We start from the raw sequence: 18,191 nt of genomic DNA on the forward strand, positions 1-18,191 counted from the left end.
TCCGGTTAAAGGGTGCGGCGGCGCTTGACCAGCAGCCAGATGAAGAAGGGGGCGCCGAGCAGTGCCGTGATGATGCCCACCGGCAGCTCGGCCGGGGCCAGCAGGGTGCGGGCCAGCATGTCGGCCCCCAGCAGCAGGGCGGCACCCATCAGGGCACAGAGCGGCAGCAACCTGGCATGGTTGGGGCCGGCCAGCAGCCGCACCAGATGGGGCACCACCAGTCCGACGAAGCCGATCATGCCCGACACCGCCACGGCCACCCCCACCCCCATGGCGGTGAGCAGTATCAGTCGGCCCTTGAGGGCCTGCACATTGACGCCCAGGTGGCGGGCCTCTCCTTCCCCCAGCAGCAGGGCATTGAGGGGGCCGGCATCGCGCATGAACAGCCACAGCAGCAGGGCCAGGGTCGCCAGGGACAAGGCGACGTCGGCGGGTTTGCCCGCCGCCAGGGTGCCGAGCTGCCAGAGGCTGAGGTTGCGCAGCATCTGATCGTCCGCCAGATAGGTGAGCAGGCCGATCACCGCGAAGGAGAAGGCCGTGATGGCGACCCCGGCCAGCAACATGACGGTGACCGAGGTGCCCCCTTCCCGGGTGCCCAGCAAATAGACGAGGGTGGTGGTCAGCGCCCCGCCGAGGAAGGCGAACAGGGGCAGCAGGCCGATGCCGAGCTGGCTCTGCAGCTGCTGATCCAGGGGAGCCAGCAGCACTATGGCCAGCGCCGCCCCCAGCGCCGCCCCGCCGGAGACCCCTATGATGCCGGGATCGGCCAGGGGGTTGCGAAACAGCCCCTGCATCACGGCGCCGCAGAGGCCGAGCATGCCCCCCACGGCGACGCAGAGCAGGGTACGGGGCAAGCGGATCTCCTGTACGATCAAGAGCTTGTGTGCCTCAATCCCGCTCTCCTGCCCGGCCAGCAGGGCGCGCAGGCTCTCGGTAAAGGAGAGGGCAAGGGGGCCGGTGGCGAGGGATCCGAGCAGCAGCAGCGCCAGCAGGCCACCGCTGAGGGTGATGAGCCAGGGCAGTGGCAGGCGCATCATGACCCCTGCTTGATCCACTGGGCTACCTGGGCCGCCTGCTGCAAGGAGCGCAGACTGAGCCCCCCTTGCAGGGCCTGGCCGTCGATGGCGTGGATGGCGCCCTGCCTGCCCGCCGGGGTGGCGGCCAGGGCCGGCACCTGGGCCAGCACGCTGGCCGGATCCTGATACAGCTGCCAGTCGCGGCCGCTCACCAGCACCAGATCCGGTTGCAACTCGATCAGGGATTCGGCGGACACTGGCTTGTAGTCCCGCAGCTGGGCGATCGGATTGACGCCGCCAGCCAGGGTGAGCAGGGCGCTGGCGGTGGTATTGCCCCCGGCGATGCTGGTGGGCTGGCCCTTGTGCAGCAGCAGGAAGGCGACCTTGAGGGGCCTGTTCTGGCTCGCCTGGGCGGCCAGGGCGTCGCTCTGGGCCTGGATCTCGCCCTGCAAACGGGCGCCGGCGGCCGGATCCCCCAGCAGCTGGGCCAGGGCCTCTATCCGCGCGTTCAGGTTGGTCAGGGTCGGCGCCGTCTCCAGCACCTTCACCTCGACCCCGGCCCGGCGCAGCTGATCCAGCACAGGGGCCGGCCCCATCTCGTCGCTGCCCACCAGCCGGGTCGGCGCCAGGCTGAGGATCCCCTCCGCGGCCAGGGCACGGTGATAGCCGACCCTGGGCAGCCCCTTGGGTTCTGTGCTGCTGACGTCGGTGGCGACCAGGCTCTGCTCGCCGCCGAGCGCCAGTATGAGTTCAGTGGTGGCCGGGCCTATGCTGACGATACGTTCCTGTGCGCCTGCTGGCAGAGCCATGACCGAACAGCCGAGCAGGGTGAGTGCGAGGGCAAGACGAGGGCCCATGCTAACCTCCGAAGGGTGAATGAAGTTGGATTTGCGCCGAGAATATCAAGCCGGCGGGGAAAATGCACTGATAATGAAATTGATTATCAATTGCATTGGTTTTGCGGCTTGATTAGAGTATCCGCCATGACAGTCGAGGGGTGGCACACCCCTCCCAAGGGAGAACCCATGAGCATTGCACTACGCATCCAGGCGCTGCTGGAACAAGATCCCGGCGCCCATCCGTCCTCCATCGCCACCGAGCTGGCGGTCAGCGAGTGGGAGGTGGTGCGCCATCTGCCATCCGAGCTGGTGACGCAAGTGCCGGCCGGGGAGGCAGAGGCCCTGCTGGCGGATCTGGCCAATTGGGGCCTGGTGACCACCATCGTCGAATCCGACGGCTCCCTCTTCGAGGTGAAGGCCCCCTTCCCCAAGGGCAAGACGGCCCGTGGCTACTACAACCTGATGGGGCGGGATGGCGAGCTCCATGGCCATCTCAAGCTCGACAAGGTGGTCGGCATTGCCCTGGTCAGCAAGCTGTTCATGGGCAAGGAGGGGCACTCCTTCCAGTTCTTCGGCCACAGCGGCCGCTGCATATTCAAAGTCTATCTGGGCCGGGACGAGCAGCGTCGGCTGCTGCCTGATCAGGTGGAGCGTTTCAAGGCCCTGCGCCACCAGTATCAAGAGGAAGTGAAAGCATGAGTGAACGTCAGGAGCGCCTGCAAAACCGCCTGCAACCGGAGATCCGCGAGTTTCGCGATGGCTGCCGCACCCTGCAGCTCGCCACTGTGGACAGCGAGGGCAGGCCCAACGCCAGCTACGCCCCCTTCGTGTTGCAGCAAGATGGCTACTATGTGCTCATCTCCGAGATAGCGCGCCATGCCCGCAACCTGCAACAGGTGCCCAGGGTTTCCCTGATGCTGATCGAGGACGAGACCGGCGCCCGCGAACTGTTCGCCCGCAAGCGACTCACCTTCGATGCGCTGGCCGAGGTGGTAGCACGGGACGACCCACGCTGGGGCCAGGCGATCGCCGCCCTGGAGGGGCGCTTTGGCGACATCGTCAAGGGGCTCTCCAACCTCAAGGACTTCGTACTGTTTCGCTTGAAGCCAGAGCAGGGGCTGTTCGTCAAGGGCTTCGGCCAGGCGTTCCAGGTTTCGGGTGACGAGCTGGTGGACTTCGTCCATCTGGCGGAGGGCCACAGGCGCATCGACAACGGTGCCGAGCTGACCCGCGAGACCGACACACCGGTCTGACGAGAGAACACGAGATGAAAAAACGGACAGCCCAGGCTGTCCGTTTTGATTGAAGGGCCCACTAGCCTTGCCAGTCGCCCCGGTTGGGGAAGGCCTGGCGATCGGCGTCGCTGGCGGTTTCGTTGCACTCCCCCCTGATGCGCCAGGAGGTCTGGCTCAGCACGATGAAGCCCTGATGGCAGTAGCCCCTTTGCTCCAGGGTGTGCTGGAGCTGGGCATCCTGCAGGGCGGTGCGCCGCTCCAGCAGGCTCTTCTGGCGCTGCAATTTGCCGCCATCCTCATCCTGCAGCCGGGTGGGCAGGGTCTCCAGCGGCGCGGCTTCAAACAGGAAACGCTTGCTGCCCTCCTCGTTGATATGAGTGCTGAACAGCGGCGCCGGCTGATCCGATGGCGGCGTGAAACCACAACCGGTCAGGACCGGCACCATGGCAAGCAGCAGTGTGCAGGGGAGAGGAAGTCTCATTCAGATGATCTGATCCGTGGGTTGCACCAGGACGCGGCGATCCCCCGGCAGGGCCAGGTTCTCCCACATCCAGTTGTGATGGGTGATGATCTCGTCCGCACCCAGATGGGGGCGGTCGGCCGTGGTGTGGGCGTCCCGGGCCACAGTGACCTCGAAGCCGTGGGAGGCGGCGCTGCGCACCGTGGTGTCGACACAAAAGTCGGTGGCGCAGCCGCACAGGATCAACCTGTCCACGCTCTGCTCCGCCAGCAGGAAACCGAGTTCGGTATCGAGGAAGCTGTCGCACGCGCGCTTGCGAACCCGGCTGTCGGCGGGCCTGGGGGAGAGGGCGGCGTGGATCTGCCAGGCCGGGCTGCCGGGCTCAAGTTCGCCACCCGGCTCGTCATGCTGCACATAGATGACGCGCCCGCCGCCCTGGCGCACCCCCTCGGTCAGGCGGTTGATATTGGCCAGCACCTGCGCGTCCTGGTGACGCGGTTGCTCGAACAGCCCTTGTTGCACATCGATAACCAGTAACACGTCCATATGCACTCCTCGTGCTGTTCATCGTTGGCCCTTGCGGGCCTTGGGATAGACGGGGGTTACCCTGTCATGGCGCGAGCGGGTGCCGGCTTGCCCGCGCCGCTCAGTCAGCCTGGGATTGCAACCACTGGGTACAGTCCCGTTGCCGGGACAGATGCAGCGTGCCCATATCTTGCTTCATTTCCCCCTCGCTTTGCCAGCGTTTGGGCAAGGGGGCCATGGTGACCCGTACCTCGGGGGCCTGTCCCGGCACAGGTTCAGCCGTGGTGACGGGGACCACCAGGCTAACCTTGAGGGCCGAATTGCGGCTGGCGATGCGGCTGGCGAGGCCAAGCCCTCCCTCCACGTGGAAGTTGCCGGCGATGTGCATGATGCGTCTGCCCGGATGGCTGGCCAGGTAGTCCACCATGGATTCGGCCATGGTGTCATCCCAGCTGGTCTGGGCGGCGAAGCGACGGGCATTGCCGTCCGCATCCCCATGGTGCAGGGAGGCCATGAATTTCTGGCGATAGGGGTCATCGCCCAGGGTGAGGGTGCGTGCCAGCTGGCCGCGATAGACGGGGGCGAGCCGGTCGAGCCATGCCGGGCCTTCCTGACCGATGCAGCTCACCAGGGGCTTGGGGGCGTTGGCCGCGATGACGGCCAGGCCCTGCTCCTTGGCAAATTCCACCAGGGGGCGATAGTCGCTCTGGTAGTTGGGCCAGGCGTTGCCATCGCGGATGAGGGCCGCCTCACCGATGCGCCCGGCGAGATAGGCATCGAGCACCGGCTGTGCGTCGCGACCGAACTGCTCCATGGAGAGCGCCAGGGCCCGGCCATGGTCGCGGCTCTGGCGCTGCAAGCCGGCCAGCAGCTGGGCCTCGAGCAGGTGGGCGGCCGGATGGCTGTGCAACTCTCCCACCAGCACTATGTCGGCGTCCCTGACCCTGCCCAGTGCTTGCTGCAGGGTCAGTGTCTCGCCGTCTGCCGAGCTCAATCGGTAGTCGTAGAGGGTGCCGGTCAGGGGAGGGGTGGGGGATGGGGGGCTCGCGCAGGCCCAGAGCAGCAGGGGCAGCGTCAGCAAGGTCAGGGATCGGATCATGGTCTCTCACGACAAGGTTGGTCAGCCAGCATCAGCATGGCAGAGGTGGCGTCATGATGACAGGGGGGCTCAGAGGGATGCAAATAAATCACAATAAAAATGATAACCATTATCATTGATCTTTCCGTGGCGCTGGGTAAGATGCATGCCGTTGATAACTATTCTCAATAAGGACATGCAGTGGCTCACATTACACCCCCCACCCAGATTGCGATCGCGGTCATGGCCGCCCTTAGCCTCCAGGTTCAGGCGGCGCAGCCGACTCACTCCCGCGGCAATGACGATGTCATGGTGGTCAGCGGCTCCCGGATGGAGCAGAAGCTGGAAGATGTCTCGGGCCCCATCACGGTGATCACGGCCGAACAAATCGAAGAGCAGCTGGTCAGCAACGTCGCCGACCTGTTCCGCTACCAGCCCGGGGTGACAGTGGTGGGCGGCGCCGGCGATGCCCAGACCTTCGTGGTGCGCGGCATGGGGGAGAACCGGGTCAAGACGGTGCGCGACGGCGTGCGCCAGAATGATGCCTACAAGAACGGCGGTGTGGGCCAGAGCTACTTCGACACCGACATGATCAAGCAGGTGGAGGTGGTCAAGGGACCGGCATCCGCCGCCTACGGCTCCGATGCCCTGGGTGGGGTCATCGCCATCACCACCAAGGATGCCAGCGATTTTCTCAAGGGGCGCGACAGCTATCTGGACGCCACCACCGGCTATGCCTCCAGCAGCCATCAGAACATGGCGGGCTTTACCGGCGCCCTGCGCAGCGGCGAGTTCGAACACCTGCTGCGCTACACCTGGCGCGACGGCGGTGTGACCCAGAACCATGACGGCGACAAGAACGAGTTCGACATCGCCAGCCAGGCGGTGCTGTTCAAGAGCCGCTGGAACATGAGCGAGGATCAGTTCCTCAAGCTCACCGTCGACTACTTCACCGAAGATGAGGATCCGGACGCGGTCGACCTGACCAAGTCAGGTTCCGTCTTCAATCAGCCGATCACCGACAAGGAGACCGACAACCTCTCCCTGATGCTGGATCACGGCATCGCCTTGAATGCTCCCTGGGTCGATCGCATCGACAGCAAGCTCTATTACGCCCGCACCAAGCAGACCCTGGAGCAGTACGCCTCCTCCAAGTACCCGGTCAACCCGCGCAACCCCTATGTGACCAAGCCGTCGCACGATCACAACGGTTTCGAGCAGGAGAGTTTGGGGGCCCAGGTTAAGTTCAGCAAGGCGCTGGCGAGCCAGCGTCTGGCCTGGGGCCTGGAGTATGAGCACACCGACAACGAGCGGACCCGCGTCAAGGGGTCGGTCACGGCGGGGGACTTCGCCTCCTACAGCGAGCTGAGCTTCCCCTCCACCACCAGCGAGCACGGCGCCCTCTGGGTCTTTGATGAGCTCAAATTCGGCGAGCGCTGGGTGCTGACCCCAGGGCTGCGCTACGACTACTACAAGATGACCCCCGACGAGGATCCCGCCTACACGGGGAACAGGCTCAAGGCCTTCTCCGAAGGGGAGCTCTCCCCCAAGCTGGGGCTGGTGTTCAAGGCACACGAGGCGGCCAACCTGTTCGCCCAGTACAGCCATGGCTTCAAGGCGCCCATGTATGACAACGCCTTCTCCACCCTGAACCATCAGGCCTATGGCTATCGCATCGAGCCGAACCCGGATCTCAACCCCGAGAGCAGCGACGGCCTCGATCTGGGGGTACGCGGCAGCGCCGGCGGCCTCAGCTATGAGGTGGCGGCCTTCTACAACAAGTTTGACGACTTCATCGAGCTGACCCAGACCGGCAGCGAAGGGCGCACCGCCCTCTACCAGTACCGGAACCTGGACGAGGCGACCACCAAGGGGGTCGAGGCCAGCGCCGACTACTGGCTCAATGACCTGGTCAATGTCTGGGGCAACCTGGCCTATATCGAGGGCAAGGACGGTGACGGCAACTACATCAACAGCCTGAGCCCCCTCAACGGCAGCCTGGGCCTGCGGCTGGATCAGCCGAACTGGAACATCAACACGGCGCTGCGCTTTGCCGATGACATGAACAAGGTGGGCAAGGATGCGCGCGGCAACGACAACATCAAGAGCGCCGGCTGGGGTGTGGTGGATCTCTACGCCCAGTTCAAGCCGATGCAGGATCTGCAGCTCAACGTCGGTGTCTTCAACCTGTTTGACAAGGAGTACGTCAGCTACGAGAGCATCACTGGCCTCTCCGCCGCCACCAACATCAGCAACCAGACCGAGCCGGGCCGCAACCTGAGCGCGCGGGTCAGGTATCTGTTCTAAGTGGCGCGAGTCGTGCATACATTGGATGAGTCGGGGGCCGCAAGGCCCCTTTTTCGTGGGTTGCGACCGGCCGGGGCGCGCCAAAAAGAAACCCGCCATAAGCGGGTGGAAGGATTGCAACACTAACCAGGAGGAGGTGTTGTTCAATAGACACTGGCCCTTTGGCAATAGTTCAATTTCATTGATATTTTTCATTTCGGCTGGCGTCCTGGTCACAGGATCCCCGGCCAAAAATCGGTTATCATCTGCGTCCCGTTCCGCTCCCCTGAGGCCCTATGCCCGCCTTCTCCTGGTTAGCCCTGTTCTTTGGTGCCTTCTACTTCGTCTATGGCGCCTATCTGCCGTTCTGGTCCCTCTGGTTGGAGGGGATGGGGGTGAGCGCCGAGCAGATAGGCATGCTGCTGGGGGTCGGCATGGGGATCCGCTTCGCCGGCAACCTGATGGTGATGGGGCGCATCAAGGGGGCGGGCCAGCTGTTGCCCGTCACCCGCTTGCTCTGCCTGCTCAGTCTGCTGGCCTTCCTCGGCTTCTATCTCGGCCACAGCCTCTGGTGGCTGGTGGTGCTGACCCTGGTGGCGAACTTCATCTATCCGACCCTGATGCCGGTGGGGGAGGCGCTCGCCACCCGCATGGTGATCCAGACCCAGCTCGACTATGGCAAGGTGCGCCTGTGTGGCTCCTTCGCCTTCATCGTCGCCTCCACCCTGGTGGGGGCCCTCATCACCGACCTGGGCAGCGACTGGGTGCTGCACATCATGGTGCTGGGGCTGGCGCTCATGGTGCTGCTCAGCTGGCTGCCGCTGGATCCGGCCCCCCGGGACGTGGTGGGCGAGCGGGCGCGCCCCTCCCTGAGGGAGACCCTCAAGAGCGCCACGGTGCGCCGCTTCCTGCTGGTGACGGCGCTCTTGCAGGGCAGCCATGGCGCCTACTATGGTTTCAGCGCCATTCACTGGAAGGAGGCGGGTTACAGCGGCGCCACCATCGGCTATCTGTGGGCCCTGGGGGTGGTGGCGGAGATCGCCATGTTCGCCGCCGACAAACGCTATTTCAGCCGCTTCGGGGCCCAGACCCTGTTCCTGGTGGGGGCGCTCGGCTGTCTGGTGCGCTGGAGCCTGCTCGGGGCCAGCACGGATCTCTCCCTGCTGCTGCTGGCGCAGCTGCTGCACGGGGTCACCTTCTGCATCAGTCATCTCGGGGCCGTGCGTTTCATGACCCGGGATCTGCCCCCGGAGCAGCTGATCGGCGCCCAGGCACTCTACGCCGCCCTCTCCCTCGGCATCATGGTGGCCGCCCTGATGACCCTAAGCGGCCAGCTCTACGGCCCCCTGGGTGGCGGCATCTTCTACCTCATGGCGCTGGCGGTCTTGCCGGTGTTCTTCCTGCGGCGACATGTCGATATGGGTCTCTCTGGCAGAGGCTGAAACAGACGCAACGAGAAGGGGAGAGCCAAGGCTCTCCCCTTTTTCATCGATGGCGGGCCGGATCACGCCTCGTCCGCTTGCCCGTGGGCCAGCAGGTCGCCCGGCTGGCAGTGCAGCTCGCGGCAGATGGCCTCCAGGGTGGAGAAGCGGATCGCCTTGGCGTGACCATTCTTGAGGATGGAGAGGTTGGCTTCGGTGATGCCAACCCGCAGGGCCAGCTCTCGGGCGGTCATCTTGCGTTGGGCCAGCAGGGTATCGAGCCGGATGATGATGGGCATGGTTTCCTCACACCGTCAGTTGCTGGTCATCGGCCAGTTGCTTGGCCTCCCACATCACCAGTGCCAGCGCCGAGACGATGAGCCCTGCCAGCAGCAACCTGAAATCCGACGAGCCTATGCTGATGGTGCCGTGCAGTGAAGGGCCCTGCATGGTGAGCGCTATGTCTACCAGGGGCAGGGTGATGATCTCGGTGACGAAGCTGGCGCACAACAGCAAGCCGAGCCAGCGATAGCGGCGGATCTGGTCGAAGGTGAACAGCATGGCGTGGCGGTAGCCACGAAACAGCTGGCGCAGTTGCCACAGGATCAGCATGAATACGAGATCCGGCAGCAGCAGGATCAAGGTGGCCAGCAGACGGCTGCCGAGGGTGAGGGGATAGTCGCTCAGGGAGGGGGCTCCCATGCCGGCCAGGCCACTGGCTCCTTGCTGTCCCAGGGCCTTGAGCAGGGCGTCTTGCAGTCGATCATTCCCACCAAACAGGTGAGACCAGGTATCCGCGACCGTGATGAACGGGGTCGCCACCAGGGCGAACAACAGGATCCATTCGATCAGTGTACTCATGGGGGCGAGCTTGCTGGGTGTCATGATAAGCCTCATGGTGGACGATGGGGGTTGGCTGCCGGTGCTGTTTGGCCACGATGCCGTGTTGATGTTTATCGTTTTTCGATATTCCGTCAAGGGCGATTTATTGAAAAACGATAAATATCGTGCCGACATCAGGGGATGACATTCTCCTGACTCCTCTCTAGACTGGCGGCTGCTTCGTTTAAATATTCAGCATGGACAAGGGGTTACAGATGCACCAGGGATGGTTGCTGATTGGGTTGTCACTCGCATATCTTGGGCTCTTGTTCCTCATCGCCTACTGGGCGGACAAGAACAAGCGCCGCCGCCTCAAGGGGCAGCCCCTGCTCTACAGCCTGTCCCTGGCCGTCTACTGCACCTCCTGGACCTTCTTTGGCACCGTCGGCCAGGCCAGCGAGTCCCCCTGGTCCCCCGTGCCCATCTATCTGGGGCCCATGCTGGTGTTCCTGTTCGGCTGGCGCCTGCTGGCCCGGCTCATCCTGGTGGCCAAGCGCGAGCACATCACCTCCATCGCCGACTTCATCGCCGCCCGCTATGGCAAGTCCCAGCGTCTGGCCATGCTGGTAAGCCTGGTGGCCATCATAGGGGTGCTGCCCTACCTGGTGTTGCAGCTCAAGGCCATCGTCACCGGGCTGGATCTGCTGATGGCCAATGCCGTGCCTGCGGGCCCTGCCGGCAATACCGCGGAGCTGGCCCTCGGCGTCACCCTGCTGCTGGCCCTGTTCAGCATACTGTTCGGCACCCGCAACCTGGACGCCACCGAGCACCACAGGGGCATGGTGGTGGCCATCGCCTTCGAGTCCGTGGTCAAGCTGCTCGCCTTCATGGCGGTGGGGGGCTTCGCCCTCTGGCTGATCCTGAGCCAGTCAAACGAGAGCCGGGATCTGGTCACCCGGGACTTCTTCCGCGCCGTGGTCGATGTGAGCCCGGGCAACCTGCTGGAGCTCGCCATCTATACCCTGCTCGCCATGTGCGCCGTGATCTGCCTGCCGCGCCAGTTCCACGTGACCGTGGTGGAGAACAATCAGGGCCAGGATCTGCACTGGGCGCGCTGGCTGTTTCCCGCCTACCTGTTTCTGATGGGGCTCTTCATCTGGCCCCTGGCCCTGGCGGGGCAGCAGTGGGTCGGGGCCGACATGGCCTCGGATACCTATGTCATCAGCCTGCCCATGGCGCTGGGCAACCAGGGCATGGCCATGCTGGCCTTCCTCGGCGGCACCTCGGCCGCCACCGGCATGGTGATCGTCTCCACCATCGCCCTGGCCATCATGGTGAGCAACGATCTGGTGCTGCCGGTGCTGCTGCGCCGCTTCTGGCAACGGGGACGGGACGAGCGGCTGGTGCACCTGCTGCTGCAGGTGCGCCGCGGCGCCATCTTGCTGATCCTGCTGGCCGCCTGGGGGCTCTACCTCTGGCTCGGGGATCTCACCAGCCTGTCGCGCATCGGCTACCTGTCGTTCGGCGCCGTGGCCCAGTTTGCCCCGGCCCTGCTGCTCGGTCTCTATTGGCGTCACGGTAACCGCAAGGGTGTCTATCTGGGGCTCGCCCTCGGGATCAGCCTCTGGTTCATCACCCTGCTGGCCGAAAGCGGCCTGCTGGCGGGATCCCCCCTGCAGGCCATGCTGGCGCCCCCCGACTGGCCCGCCTTTCGCGACCTGAGCCTGGGGGCCTGGTGTCTCTTCCTCAGCCTGCTGCTCAACCTGATCGGTTATGTGGCGGGCTCCCTGCTGACCCGGGCCGCGGTGAGCGAGCGGTTGCAGGCTGCCAATTTCGTCGGCCAGGCCAGCCGGGATGCCACGGCCCTCTATCAGGCCAAGGTGACGGTCAAGGAGCTGGAGATGCTGGCGGCCCGCTTCGTCGGCCCGAGCCGGGTCAAGCGCTCCTTCGGCCGCTTCGCCGGCGAGTCGGGGGGGACCCTGGCGCCCCAGATGCAGGCCAGTGCCGGGCTCATCGCCCACACCGAACGACTGCTGGCCGGGGTGTTTGGCACCTCGTCGGCCCGGCTGGTGCTGGCCTCGGCCCTGCAGGGGCGCGACATGCAGCTCGAGGAGATCGCCACCATAGTGGACGAGGCCTCGGACGTGCTGAGGTTCAACCGGGGCCTGCTGCAGGGGGCCATAGAGCATATCGGCCTCGGCATCTCTGTGGTGGACAGGGAGCTTAGGCTGGTGGCCTGGAACCAGCGTTACATCGACCTGTTCCAATACCCGGAGGGGCTGATCCAGGTGGGGCGCCCCATCGAGGAGATCATCCGCTACAACGCCGTCAAGGGGCTGTGCGGCCCGGGGGAGGTCGAGGCCCATGTGGCACGTCGGGTCGGCTTCATGCGCCGTGGCAGCGCCCATCTCTCCTCCCGTGAGCGGCCCGATGGCCGGGTGATCGAGCTGCAGGGCAACCCCATGCCGGGGGGCGGCTTCGTGATGACCTTCGCCGATATCACCCCGTTTCGCGACGCCGAGCGGGTGCTGAGGGAGGCCAACGAGCATCTGGAGTCGCGGGTGGCCGAACGGACCCGGGAGCTGTCGGCCCTCAACAGCCAGCTGCGGGCGGTCAACGAGCAGGTGGAGCGGGCCAACCAGTCCAAGAGCCGCTTCCTGGCGGCGGTGAGCCATGATCTGACCCAGCCCCTCAATGCCGCCAAGCTGTTCACCTCCTCCCTGATCGAGACGCTGCCGGGGGAGGGGGAGGCGGCTCGCCTCGCCCACCACATCGACGATGCCCTGGGGGCCACCGAGGATCTCATCACGGATCTGCTGGACATCTCCCGGCTCGAGGCGGGCAAGTTCAAGGCCAGGAAGCTCGACTTTGCCCTGGCGGAGGTGTTTGACAACCTCAAGGCGGAGTTCGGGGTGCTGGCCCGGGCGGGGGGCATCGACTTTGCCGTGGTGGACACCCGGCTGGCGGTCCACAGCGATGCCCGCCTGCTGCGCCGGGTGCTGCAAAACTTCCTCACCAATGCGTTTCGCTACAACCCCGGCGGCCGGGTGCTGCTCGGTTGCCGTCGCCTGGGCCAGCAGCTGCGCATCGAGGTGTGGGACACAGGACCCGGCATTCCCCAGGACAAGCAGGAGGCCATCTTCGAGGAGTTCCAGCGGCTGGATCACTCCCGCACCGCCCGCGAGCAGGGGCTTGGCCTGGGGCTCGCCATCGCCCGGGGCATCTCCCTGGTGCTGGGGCATCCTCTGACCCTGCGCAGCTGGCCCGGCGCCGGCTCGGTGTTTGCCATCACCCTCAAGCTGGCCAGCCGTCCCCTGGTGGCCAGGGCGACGCCCGCCCCCCAGCTTCGTCAGGACAGCCAGCTGGCGGGGGTGCGGGTGCTTTGCCTCGACAACGAGCCCGAGATCCTGGTGGCCATGGCCTCCCTGCTGGGGCGCTGGGGCTGCGAGGTGCGCTGCGTGCAGGATCTGGCCCAGGCGCAGACCCTGGTGGCGAGCTTCAGGCCCGACCTGGTGCTGTCCGATTACCACCTGGACGACGGCAAGAGCGGGTTGCAGGCGCTGCACATGCTGCGCCTCGCCCTTGGCAGGGAGCTGGGGGGCATCATCATCAGCGCGGATCGCAAGAGCGAGTTGCAGGCCCAGATCCGCGAACATGGCTATGGCTACATCAGCAAGCCGGTCAAGCCTCTCAAGCTCAGGGCGCTGATGAACAGCATGGTCGGGACCGGGAAACTTGATGATGATCACGAATTAACAAATTGATCAGGTGCGCGCCAACCTGGTTTTTTGCCGAGGATCCCGGCAGTAACCATGATTTACCCCCCATAAGCCGCCAATTCGAGTCATGAGTCCCCCCTGTGAAGCGGGGGGGACCGGCTGGGGGGTTTGCCTGAGCCTCCGGGGTGACCTATATTGCCCAGGCGATTTTTTTTATCGCGAATCAAGTTGTGCCAAAGGGCAAACCGGTCGAAAGGCCGGGACGCAAAACTTCCGGTCTAAGGGTCTGCCGTACCTAAGATAGCGGGGTCACCACAGGGTTGTGTTTCCCACCGGACGCCAAGCCGGGGCGGGGATGTTGTCTGTGTTACCTGTCTGACATGCGTTGCCTTTTTCGTGACAAAAATGAGAAACGAAATAAGGATATTCAACATGTTAAGTCCAAAACCTTCCCTGCTGGCCCTCCTGGTCGCCGGCAGCTTCGTCGCCTCGGCGCAGGCCGCCGCCCCGGGCAAACCCACCATAGGCTGGGGTGAGACCAAGTTCGCCATCGTTGAGGTGGATCAGGCCGCCACCGCCTACAACAAGCTGGTGACCGTCCATGCCGACGGCGCCCCGGTCAGCGTGAGCTGGAACCTCTGGTCCGGCGACGTGGGCCAGACCGCCAAGGTGCTGCTGGATGGCGTCGAGGTGTGGAGCGGCCCGTCCGGCGCCTCCGGCACCGCCAACTTCAAGGTGACCAAGGGCGGTCGCTACCAGATGCAGATCGAACTGTGCAACGCCGATGGCTGCACCCGTTCCGATCCCAAGGAGATAGTGGTCGCCGACACAGATGGCAGCCACCTGGTGCCCCTCAATGCCCCGCTGCAAGAGAACAACAAACCTTATGCCAACAAGTCCGGCAAGGTGGTGGGGGCCTACTACGTGGAGTGGGGCGTTTACGGCCGCAAGTTCACCGTGGACAAGATCCCGGCCCAGAACCTGACCCACATCCTCTATGGTTTCACCCCCATCTGTGGCGGTGACGGCATCAATGATGGCCTCAAGAGCATAGAGGGCAGCTTCGAGGCGCTGCAGCGCGCCTGCGCCGGTCGCGCCGACTTCAAGGTGGCCATGCACGATCCCTGGGCCGCCATCCAGATGCCCCAGGGCAACCTCAAGGACTTCGATGAGCCCTACAAGGGCAACTTCGGCAACCTGATGGCATTGAAGCAGGCCCATCCCGACCTCAAGATCCTGCCCTCGGTCGGCGGCTGGACCCTCTCCGATCCCTTCTATTTCCTCGGCGACAAGAGCAAGCGCGACACCTTCGTCGCCTCGGTCAAGGAGTTCCTCCAGACCTGGAAATTCTTCGACGGGGTGGACATCGACTGGGAATTCCCGGGGGGATCGGGGGCCAACCCGGACCTCGGTGCCCCGAGCGATGGGGCCACCTATGTGACCCTGATGCAGGATCTGCGGGCCATGCTCGACGAGCTGGAGGCCGAGACGGGTCGCCAGTACGAGCTCACCTCGGCCATCAGCGCCGGTGGTGACAAGATCGCCAAGGTGGATTATCAGGCGGCCCAGCAGTACATGGACCACATCTTCCTGATGAGTTACGACTTCAATGGTGCCTGGACCAATACCGAGCTGGGTCACCAGACCAACCTGTTTGCGGCCAGCTGGGATCCAGACACCAAGTACACCACGGACAAGGGGGTCAAGGCCCTGCTGGATCAGGGGGTGACCCCGGGCAAGATAGTGGTCGGCGCCGCCATGTATGGCCGTGGCTGGACCGGGGTGAGCGGCTATCAGGCGGGCAACCCCTTCACCGGCACCGCCACCGGCCCGGTCAAGGGCACCTGGGAGAACGGTGTGGTGGACTATCGCCAGATAGTGAACGACTACATGGGCGCCGGCTGGGAACAGGGCTATGACGAGGTGGCCGAGGCTCCCTATGTGTTCAAGGCGAGCACGGGGGATCTCATCACCTTCGACAACGACCGTTCGGTCAAGGCCAAGGGTCAGTACGTGCAGGCCAATCAGCTCGGCGGCCTGTTTGCCTGGGAGATCGACTCGGATAACGGCGACATCCTCAACGCCATGCACGAAGGGCTGGGCCACGGGGATGGCACGGCTCCCGTCAACATGCCGCCCATTGCCAATGCCGGGGCCGATCTGACCGTGACCGGCCCGGCCAGCCTGACCCTGGATGGCTCCGCCTCCCGGGATCCGGAAGGGACCACCCTCACCTATGGCTGGCGTCAGCTTTCCGGCCCTCAGGTGACACTGAGCGGTGCCGATCAGGCCAAGGCCAGCGTCAATCTCGATGGCGTGAGTGCGGATGTCACCCTGACCTTCGAATTGACGGTGACCGATGGTGAAGGATTGACGGCCAAGGACAGCGTGGTGGTGACCAACAAGGCGCCCCAGCCCAACCTGGCTCCGACCCTGACCCTGCCCGCCACGGCCAGCGTCGAGTCCGGCAAGCAGGTGAGCATCCAGACCCAGGCGAGCGATCCCAACGGCGATGCCCTGAGCTATCAGTGGACTGTGCCCGCCGGCCTGAGCGCCACCGGCCAGGACAGCGCCACCCTGGTGGTCACAGGTCCGAGTGTGACCAGTGACACCGCCTACGATCTGACCCTGGTGGTCACCGACGGCGCCCTGGACACCCAGGCCAGCACCCGCCTCACCGTCAAGCCGGCCAGCACGGGCGGTGACTGCGAGGCCAGCGATCCGGATGCCGCCAACTGGCCGGCATGGCAGGCCAGCGCCACCTATAACGGCGGAGCCAAGGTCAGCCATCAGGGGCTGGTGTGGCAGGCCAAGTACTGGACCCAGGGCAACGAGCCGAGCCGCAGTGCCGATCAGTGGACGCTGGCAAGCAATGTGCAACTGGGCTGGGATGCCGCCGTGGCCTACAACGCAGGGGATCTCACCACCCATGACGGCCACAGCTGGAAAGCCCAGTACTGGACCAGGGGGGATGAGCCCGGTGTGGCCGCCGTCTGGCTGGATCAGGGGGCCGCGAGTTGCCACTGAGCCAGACCGTTGCGCGGGGCTCCCTCAAGCGCTCCTGATGGAAGCAGTGGCGATGCCACGACATAAAAAAAGGCCCGTTCGGGCCTTTTTTCTGTGTGCGGGTCTCAGAGCGGCTTCTGCCACAGGGTGAGCAGCAGATCCTGCTCCAGCTCGTCCGGGCCCTGCTGGATGAACTGATGACGCTGCTCGGCGTCGGCACGCCAGCCGAGGCGGCTGGTCTCGAGCACGAAGCCGCGCAGCTTCTGATCCAGGGTCAGGGAGAACTGGCAGCGTTGCTGCGCCAGCGGGTCGAGCCCGGCCAGGGCGGGCCAGCTCAGGGGATGCTCCATGCTCACCGGGTTGAGGCTGACCCTCAGCTGCCACTGGTGGCGGGGACCCGGCTGCAGGTGAAGCAGGTAGCCGCCCGGCGCCAGCCAGTCACACAGCTGCTCCGTCTTGACCCTGAGGTCATTGACCAGCAGCAGCTGGGCCTGGCCCGGTTGCAGCGGGGCCCGGGCCGGATCGGCGATGACGAAGCTGCCTTCCGGCTGCGCCTTGCTGGCGGCGAAGATGGCATTCTTGGCCAGGTCCACCCCGGCGAAACGCCAGCCGGGCAGGCGCTCGGCCAGGGCGCGGCAGTAGTAGCCTTCGCCGCACTCGAGCTGGATCAGTTCACGCTCGCCGAGGGGGGCCAGCAGGCTGGCCATGGCGTCGACCAGGGGCTGCATGTGGCCCTGCTCCAGGAAGTGGCGCTTGGCGCGCATCAGGGCGCGGCTGTCGCTGTCCTTGGGATTCTTCTTGCCTGGGATGAGATCCAGATAGCCTTCGGGCGCCGGATCGAAGTGGTGCTTGTTATCACAGTAGAGGCCCTTGCTGGCCTGGTGAAGATGCAAGGGGCTACGGCAGCGGGGACATTGCAGGTGCATGGCTTCTCGTTCCGATCAAGGGGGCTGGCAGGCTGACGCGGGGGCCGAGCCTGATTGGGGGGCATTATAGGGGGATTGCGCCGAAAAGGGCGGCCCCGACGGGTTTTATCTTGGCGCGACCCGGGCTGGCGCGGCCCCAAGATCGAAAAAGGCTGCCTCGGCAGCCTTTGTCCTGGGGCTGGCACCGCGGTCAGCGGGTGCCAAACACCACTATGGTCTTGCCGTGGGCCGAGATGAGCTCCTGCTCTTCCAGCATCTTGAGAATGCGGCCGACGGTTTCCCGGGAGCAGCCGACGATCTGGCCTATCTCCTGACGGGTGATCTTGATTTGCATGCCATCGGGGTGGGTCATGGCGTCCGGCTGCTTGGCCAGGTTGAGCAGGGTCTGTGCGATCCGGCCGGTCACGTCCAGGAAGGCGAGGTTGCCGACCTTCTGGCTGGTGTGCTGCAGGCGCAGCGCCATCTGGCCGGAGAGACGCATCAGGATCTCGGGGTTGACCTGGATCAGCTGACGAAACTTCTTGTAGGAGATCTCGGCGACTTCGCAGGCGCCCTTGGCGCGCACCCAGGCGCTGCGCTCGGGGTTGTCGTTCTCTTCAAACATGCCCATCTCGCCCAGGAAATCCCCCTGGTTGAGATAGGAGAGGATCATCTCTTTGCCTTCATCGTCCTTGATGAGGACGGCCACCGTGCCCTTGACGATGTAATAGAGGGTCTCCGCTTTTTCACCCGCATGGATAAGGGTGCTCTTGGCGGGATACTTATGAATGTGGCAGTGCGACAAGAACCATTCCAGGGTGGGATCGCTTTGCGGTTTGCCAATGACCATGAGATTTCCTCTGTAGTGTCTTTTTATGG

16 protein-coding genes and 1 riboswitch are annotated in these 18,191 nt (G+C 64.7%); of the genes, 7 read left to right on the plus strand and 9 right to left on the minus strand.

What is annotated here, in order from left to right:
• Positions 1–5: 5 nt before the first annotated feature.
• A complete protein-coding gene (locus ACLHZ1_RS01400) occupies positions 6–1,037 on the minus strand; it encodes a FecCD family ABC transporter permease (RefSeq protein WP_427260654.1) in 1,032 nt (343 codons plus the stop codon).
• Positions 1,034–1,873 (minus strand): heme/hemin ABC transporter substrate-binding protein, encoded by an 840-nt coding sequence (locus tag ACLHZ1_RS01405; protein ID WP_427260655.1) that lies wholly within the window; start codon positions 1,871–1,873, stop codon positions 1,034–1,036. The genes ACLHZ1_RS01400 and ACLHZ1_RS01405 overlap by 4 nt, the downstream gene beginning before the upstream one ends.
• 168 nt (positions 1,874–2,041) lie before the next feature.
• Between ACLHZ1_RS01405 and hutX the strand changes: the two genes are divergently transcribed.
• Together hutX and hutZ are read left to right on the plus strand one after the other, a co-directional pair.
• Positions 2,042–2,554: a heme utilization cystosolic carrier protein HutX gene (gene hutX / locus ACLHZ1_RS01410; protein ID WP_427260656.1), complete on the plus strand. Its 513-nt coding sequence runs from the start codon at positions 2,042–2,044 to the stop codon at positions 2,552–2,554.
• On the plus strand, positions 2,551–3,108 hold the full coding sequence (hutZ, locus tag ACLHZ1_RS01415; RefSeq protein WP_427260657.1) for a heme utilization protein HutZ: 558 nt from the start codon (positions 2,551–2,553) through the stop codon (positions 3,106–3,108). The genes hutX and hutZ overlap by 4 nt, the downstream gene beginning before the upstream one ends.
• A 61-nt stretch (positions 3,109–3,169) precedes the next feature.
• Here hutZ and ACLHZ1_RS01420 read toward each other — a convergent pair whose 3' ends face one another.
• The 3 genes from ACLHZ1_RS01420 to ACLHZ1_RS01430 form a co-directional block, all read right to left on the minus strand.
• A complete protein-coding gene (locus tag ACLHZ1_RS01420) occupies positions 3,170–3,571 on the minus strand; it encodes a hypothetical protein (RefSeq protein WP_427260658.1) in 402 nt (133 codons plus the stop codon).
• Positions 3,572–4,096: a cysteine hydrolase family protein gene (locus tag ACLHZ1_RS01425; protein ID WP_427260659.1), complete on the minus strand. Its 525-nt coding sequence runs from the start codon at positions 4,094–4,096 to the stop codon at positions 3,572–3,574.
• 100 nt (positions 4,097–4,196) lie between these two features.
• Complete coding sequence (locus tag ACLHZ1_RS01430; protein ID WP_427260660.1) at positions 4,197–5,174, minus strand: ChaN family lipoprotein; 978 nt, start codon at positions 5,172–5,174, stop codon at positions 4,197–4,199.
• Between the two features lie 222 nt (positions 5,175–5,396).
• Here ACLHZ1_RS01430 and ACLHZ1_RS01435 point away from each other — a divergent pair, with 222 nt between their 5' ends.
• Together ACLHZ1_RS01435 and ACLHZ1_RS01440 are read left to right on the plus strand one after the other, a co-directional pair.
• On the plus strand, positions 5,397–7,460 hold the full coding sequence (locus ACLHZ1_RS01435; protein WP_427260779.1) for a TonB-dependent hemoglobin/transferrin/lactoferrin family receptor: 2,064 nt from the start codon (positions 5,397–5,399) through the stop codon (positions 7,458–7,460).
• Between the two features lie 275 nt (positions 7,461–7,735).
• On the plus strand, positions 7,736–8,881 hold the full coding sequence (locus ACLHZ1_RS01440) for a 3-phenylpropionate MFS transporter (protein ID WP_427260661.1): 1,146 nt from the start codon (positions 7,736–7,738) through the stop codon (positions 8,879–8,881).
• Between the two features lie 62 nt (positions 8,882–8,943).
• Here the strand turns inward: ACLHZ1_RS01440 and ACLHZ1_RS01445 are convergent, their stop codons facing one another.
• Both ACLHZ1_RS01445 and ACLHZ1_RS01450 read right to left on the minus strand, forming a co-directional pair.
• On the minus strand, positions 8,944–9,159 hold the full coding sequence (locus ACLHZ1_RS01445; protein WP_427260662.1) for a helix-turn-helix domain-containing protein: 216 nt from the start codon (positions 9,157–9,159) through the stop codon (positions 8,944–8,946).
• Positions 9,160–9,166: 7 nt separating this feature from the next.
• Positions 9,167–9,745: a DUF2975 domain-containing protein gene (locus ACLHZ1_RS01450; RefSeq protein ID WP_427260663.1), complete on the minus strand. Its 579-nt coding sequence runs from the start codon at positions 9,743–9,745 to the stop codon at positions 9,167–9,169.
• A gap of 10 nt (positions 9,746–9,755) precedes the next feature.
• Between ACLHZ1_RS01450 and ACLHZ1_RS01455 the strand changes: the two genes are divergently transcribed.
• From ACLHZ1_RS01455 to ACLHZ1_RS01465, 3 genes are all read left to right on the plus strand, one after another.
• Positions 9,756–9,887, plus strand: coding sequence for a hypothetical protein (locus tag ACLHZ1_RS01455; RefSeq protein ID WP_427260665.1), 132 nt, complete (start codon positions 9,756–9,758; stop codon positions 9,885–9,887).
• A gap of 70 nt (positions 9,888–9,957) precedes the next feature.
• Positions 9,958–13,446: a hybrid sensor histidine kinase/response regulator gene (locus ACLHZ1_RS01460; protein WP_427260666.1), complete on the plus strand. Its 3,489-nt coding sequence runs from the start codon at positions 9,958–9,960 to the stop codon at positions 13,444–13,446.
• A 184-nt stretch (positions 13,447–13,630) separates the two neighbouring features.
• A riboswitch (cyclic di-GMP riboswitch) is annotated at positions 13,631–13,718 on the plus strand.
• A gap of 115 nt (positions 13,719–13,833) precedes the next feature.
• Positions 13,834–16,428, plus strand: coding sequence for a glycosyl hydrolase family 18 protein (locus ACLHZ1_RS01465; protein ID WP_427260667.1), 2,595 nt, complete (start codon positions 13,834–13,836; stop codon positions 16,426–16,428).
• Between the two features lie 104 nt (positions 16,429–16,532).
• Here ACLHZ1_RS01465 and ACLHZ1_RS01470 read toward each other — a convergent pair whose 3' ends face one another.
• On the minus strand, positions 16,533–17,333 hold the full coding sequence (locus tag ACLHZ1_RS01470; RefSeq protein ID WP_427260668.1) for a putative RNA methyltransferase: 801 nt from the start codon (positions 17,331–17,333) through the stop codon (positions 16,533–16,535).
• 190 nt (positions 17,334–17,523) lie between these two features.
• Entirely contained in the window at positions 17,524–18,162 is a 639-nt protein-coding gene (gene crp, locus ACLHZ1_RS01475; protein WP_041995525.1) for a cAMP-activated global transcriptional regulator CRP, read from the minus strand.
• Positions 18,163–18,191 lie beyond the last annotated feature (29 nt).

Source organism: Aeromonas sobria (assembly GCF_050266975.1).
In the GTDB taxonomy this organism is placed as follows: Bacteria; Pseudomonadota; Gammaproteobacteria; order Enterobacterales; family Aeromonadaceae; genus Aeromonas; species Aeromonas sobria_B.

Bases quoted from the DNA above. Each gene is read 5' to 3' on its own strand.
- ACLHZ1_RS01450 (WP_427260663.1), bottom strand. From the start codon at position 9,745: ATGACACCCAGCAAGCTCGCCCCCATGAGTACACTGATCGAATGGATC.
- ACLHZ1_RS01430 (WP_427260660.1), bottom strand. From the start codon at position 5,174: ATGATCCGATCCCTGACCTTGCTGACGCTGCCCCTGCTGCTCTGGGCC.
- ACLHZ1_RS01420 (WP_427260658.1), bottom strand. From the start codon at position 3,571: ATGAGACTTCCTCTCCCCTGCACACTGCTGCTTGCCATGGTGCCGGTC.
- ACLHZ1_RS01455 (WP_427260665.1), top strand. From the start codon at position 9,756: ATGGTGGACGATGGGGGTTGGCTGCCGGTGCTGTTTGGCCACGATGCC.
- ACLHZ1_RS01405 (WP_427260655.1), bottom strand. From the start codon at position 1,873: ATGGGCCCTCGTCTTGCCCTCGCACTCACCCTGCTCGGCTGTTCGGTC.
- ACLHZ1_RS01400 (WP_427260654.1), bottom strand. From the start codon at position 1,037: ATGATGCGCCTGCCACTGCCCTGGCTCATCACCCTCAGCGGTGGCCTG.
- ACLHZ1_RS01440 (WP_427260661.1), top strand. From the start codon at position 7,736: ATGCCCGCCTTCTCCTGGTTAGCCCTGTTCTTTGGTGCCTTCTACTTC.
- ACLHZ1_RS01460 (WP_427260666.1), top strand. From the start codon at position 9,958: ATGCACCAGGGATGGTTGCTGATTGGGTTGTCACTCGCATATCTTGGG.
- ACLHZ1_RS01465 (WP_427260667.1), top strand. From the start codon at position 13,834: ATGTTAAGTCCAAAACCTTCCCTGCTGGCCCTCCTGGTCGCCGGCAGC.
- ACLHZ1_RS01425 (WP_427260659.1), bottom strand. From the start codon at position 4,096: ATGGACGTGTTACTGGTTATCGATGTGCAACAAGGGCTGTTCGAGCAA.
- ACLHZ1_RS01470 (WP_427260668.1), bottom strand. From the start codon at position 17,333: ATGCACCTGCAATGTCCCCGCTGCCGTAGCCCCTTGCATCTTCACCAG.
- ACLHZ1_RS01435 (WP_427260779.1), top strand. From the start codon at position 5,397: ATGGCCGCCCTTAGCCTCCAGGTTCAGGCGGCGCAGCCGACTCACTCC.
- crp (WP_041995525.1), bottom strand. From the start codon at position 18,162: ATGGTCATTGGCAAACCGCAAAGCGATCCCACCCTGGAATGGTTCTTG.
- hutX (WP_427260656.1), top strand. From the start codon at position 2,042: ATGAGCATTGCACTACGCATCCAGGCGCTGCTGGAACAAGATCCCGGC.
- ACLHZ1_RS01445 (WP_427260662.1), bottom strand. From the start codon at position 9,159: ATGCCCATCATCATCCGGCTCGATACCCTGCTGGCCCAACGCAAGATG.
- hutZ (WP_427260657.1), top strand. From the start codon at position 2,551: ATGAGTGAACGTCAGGAGCGCCTGCAAAACCGCCTGCAACCGGAGATC.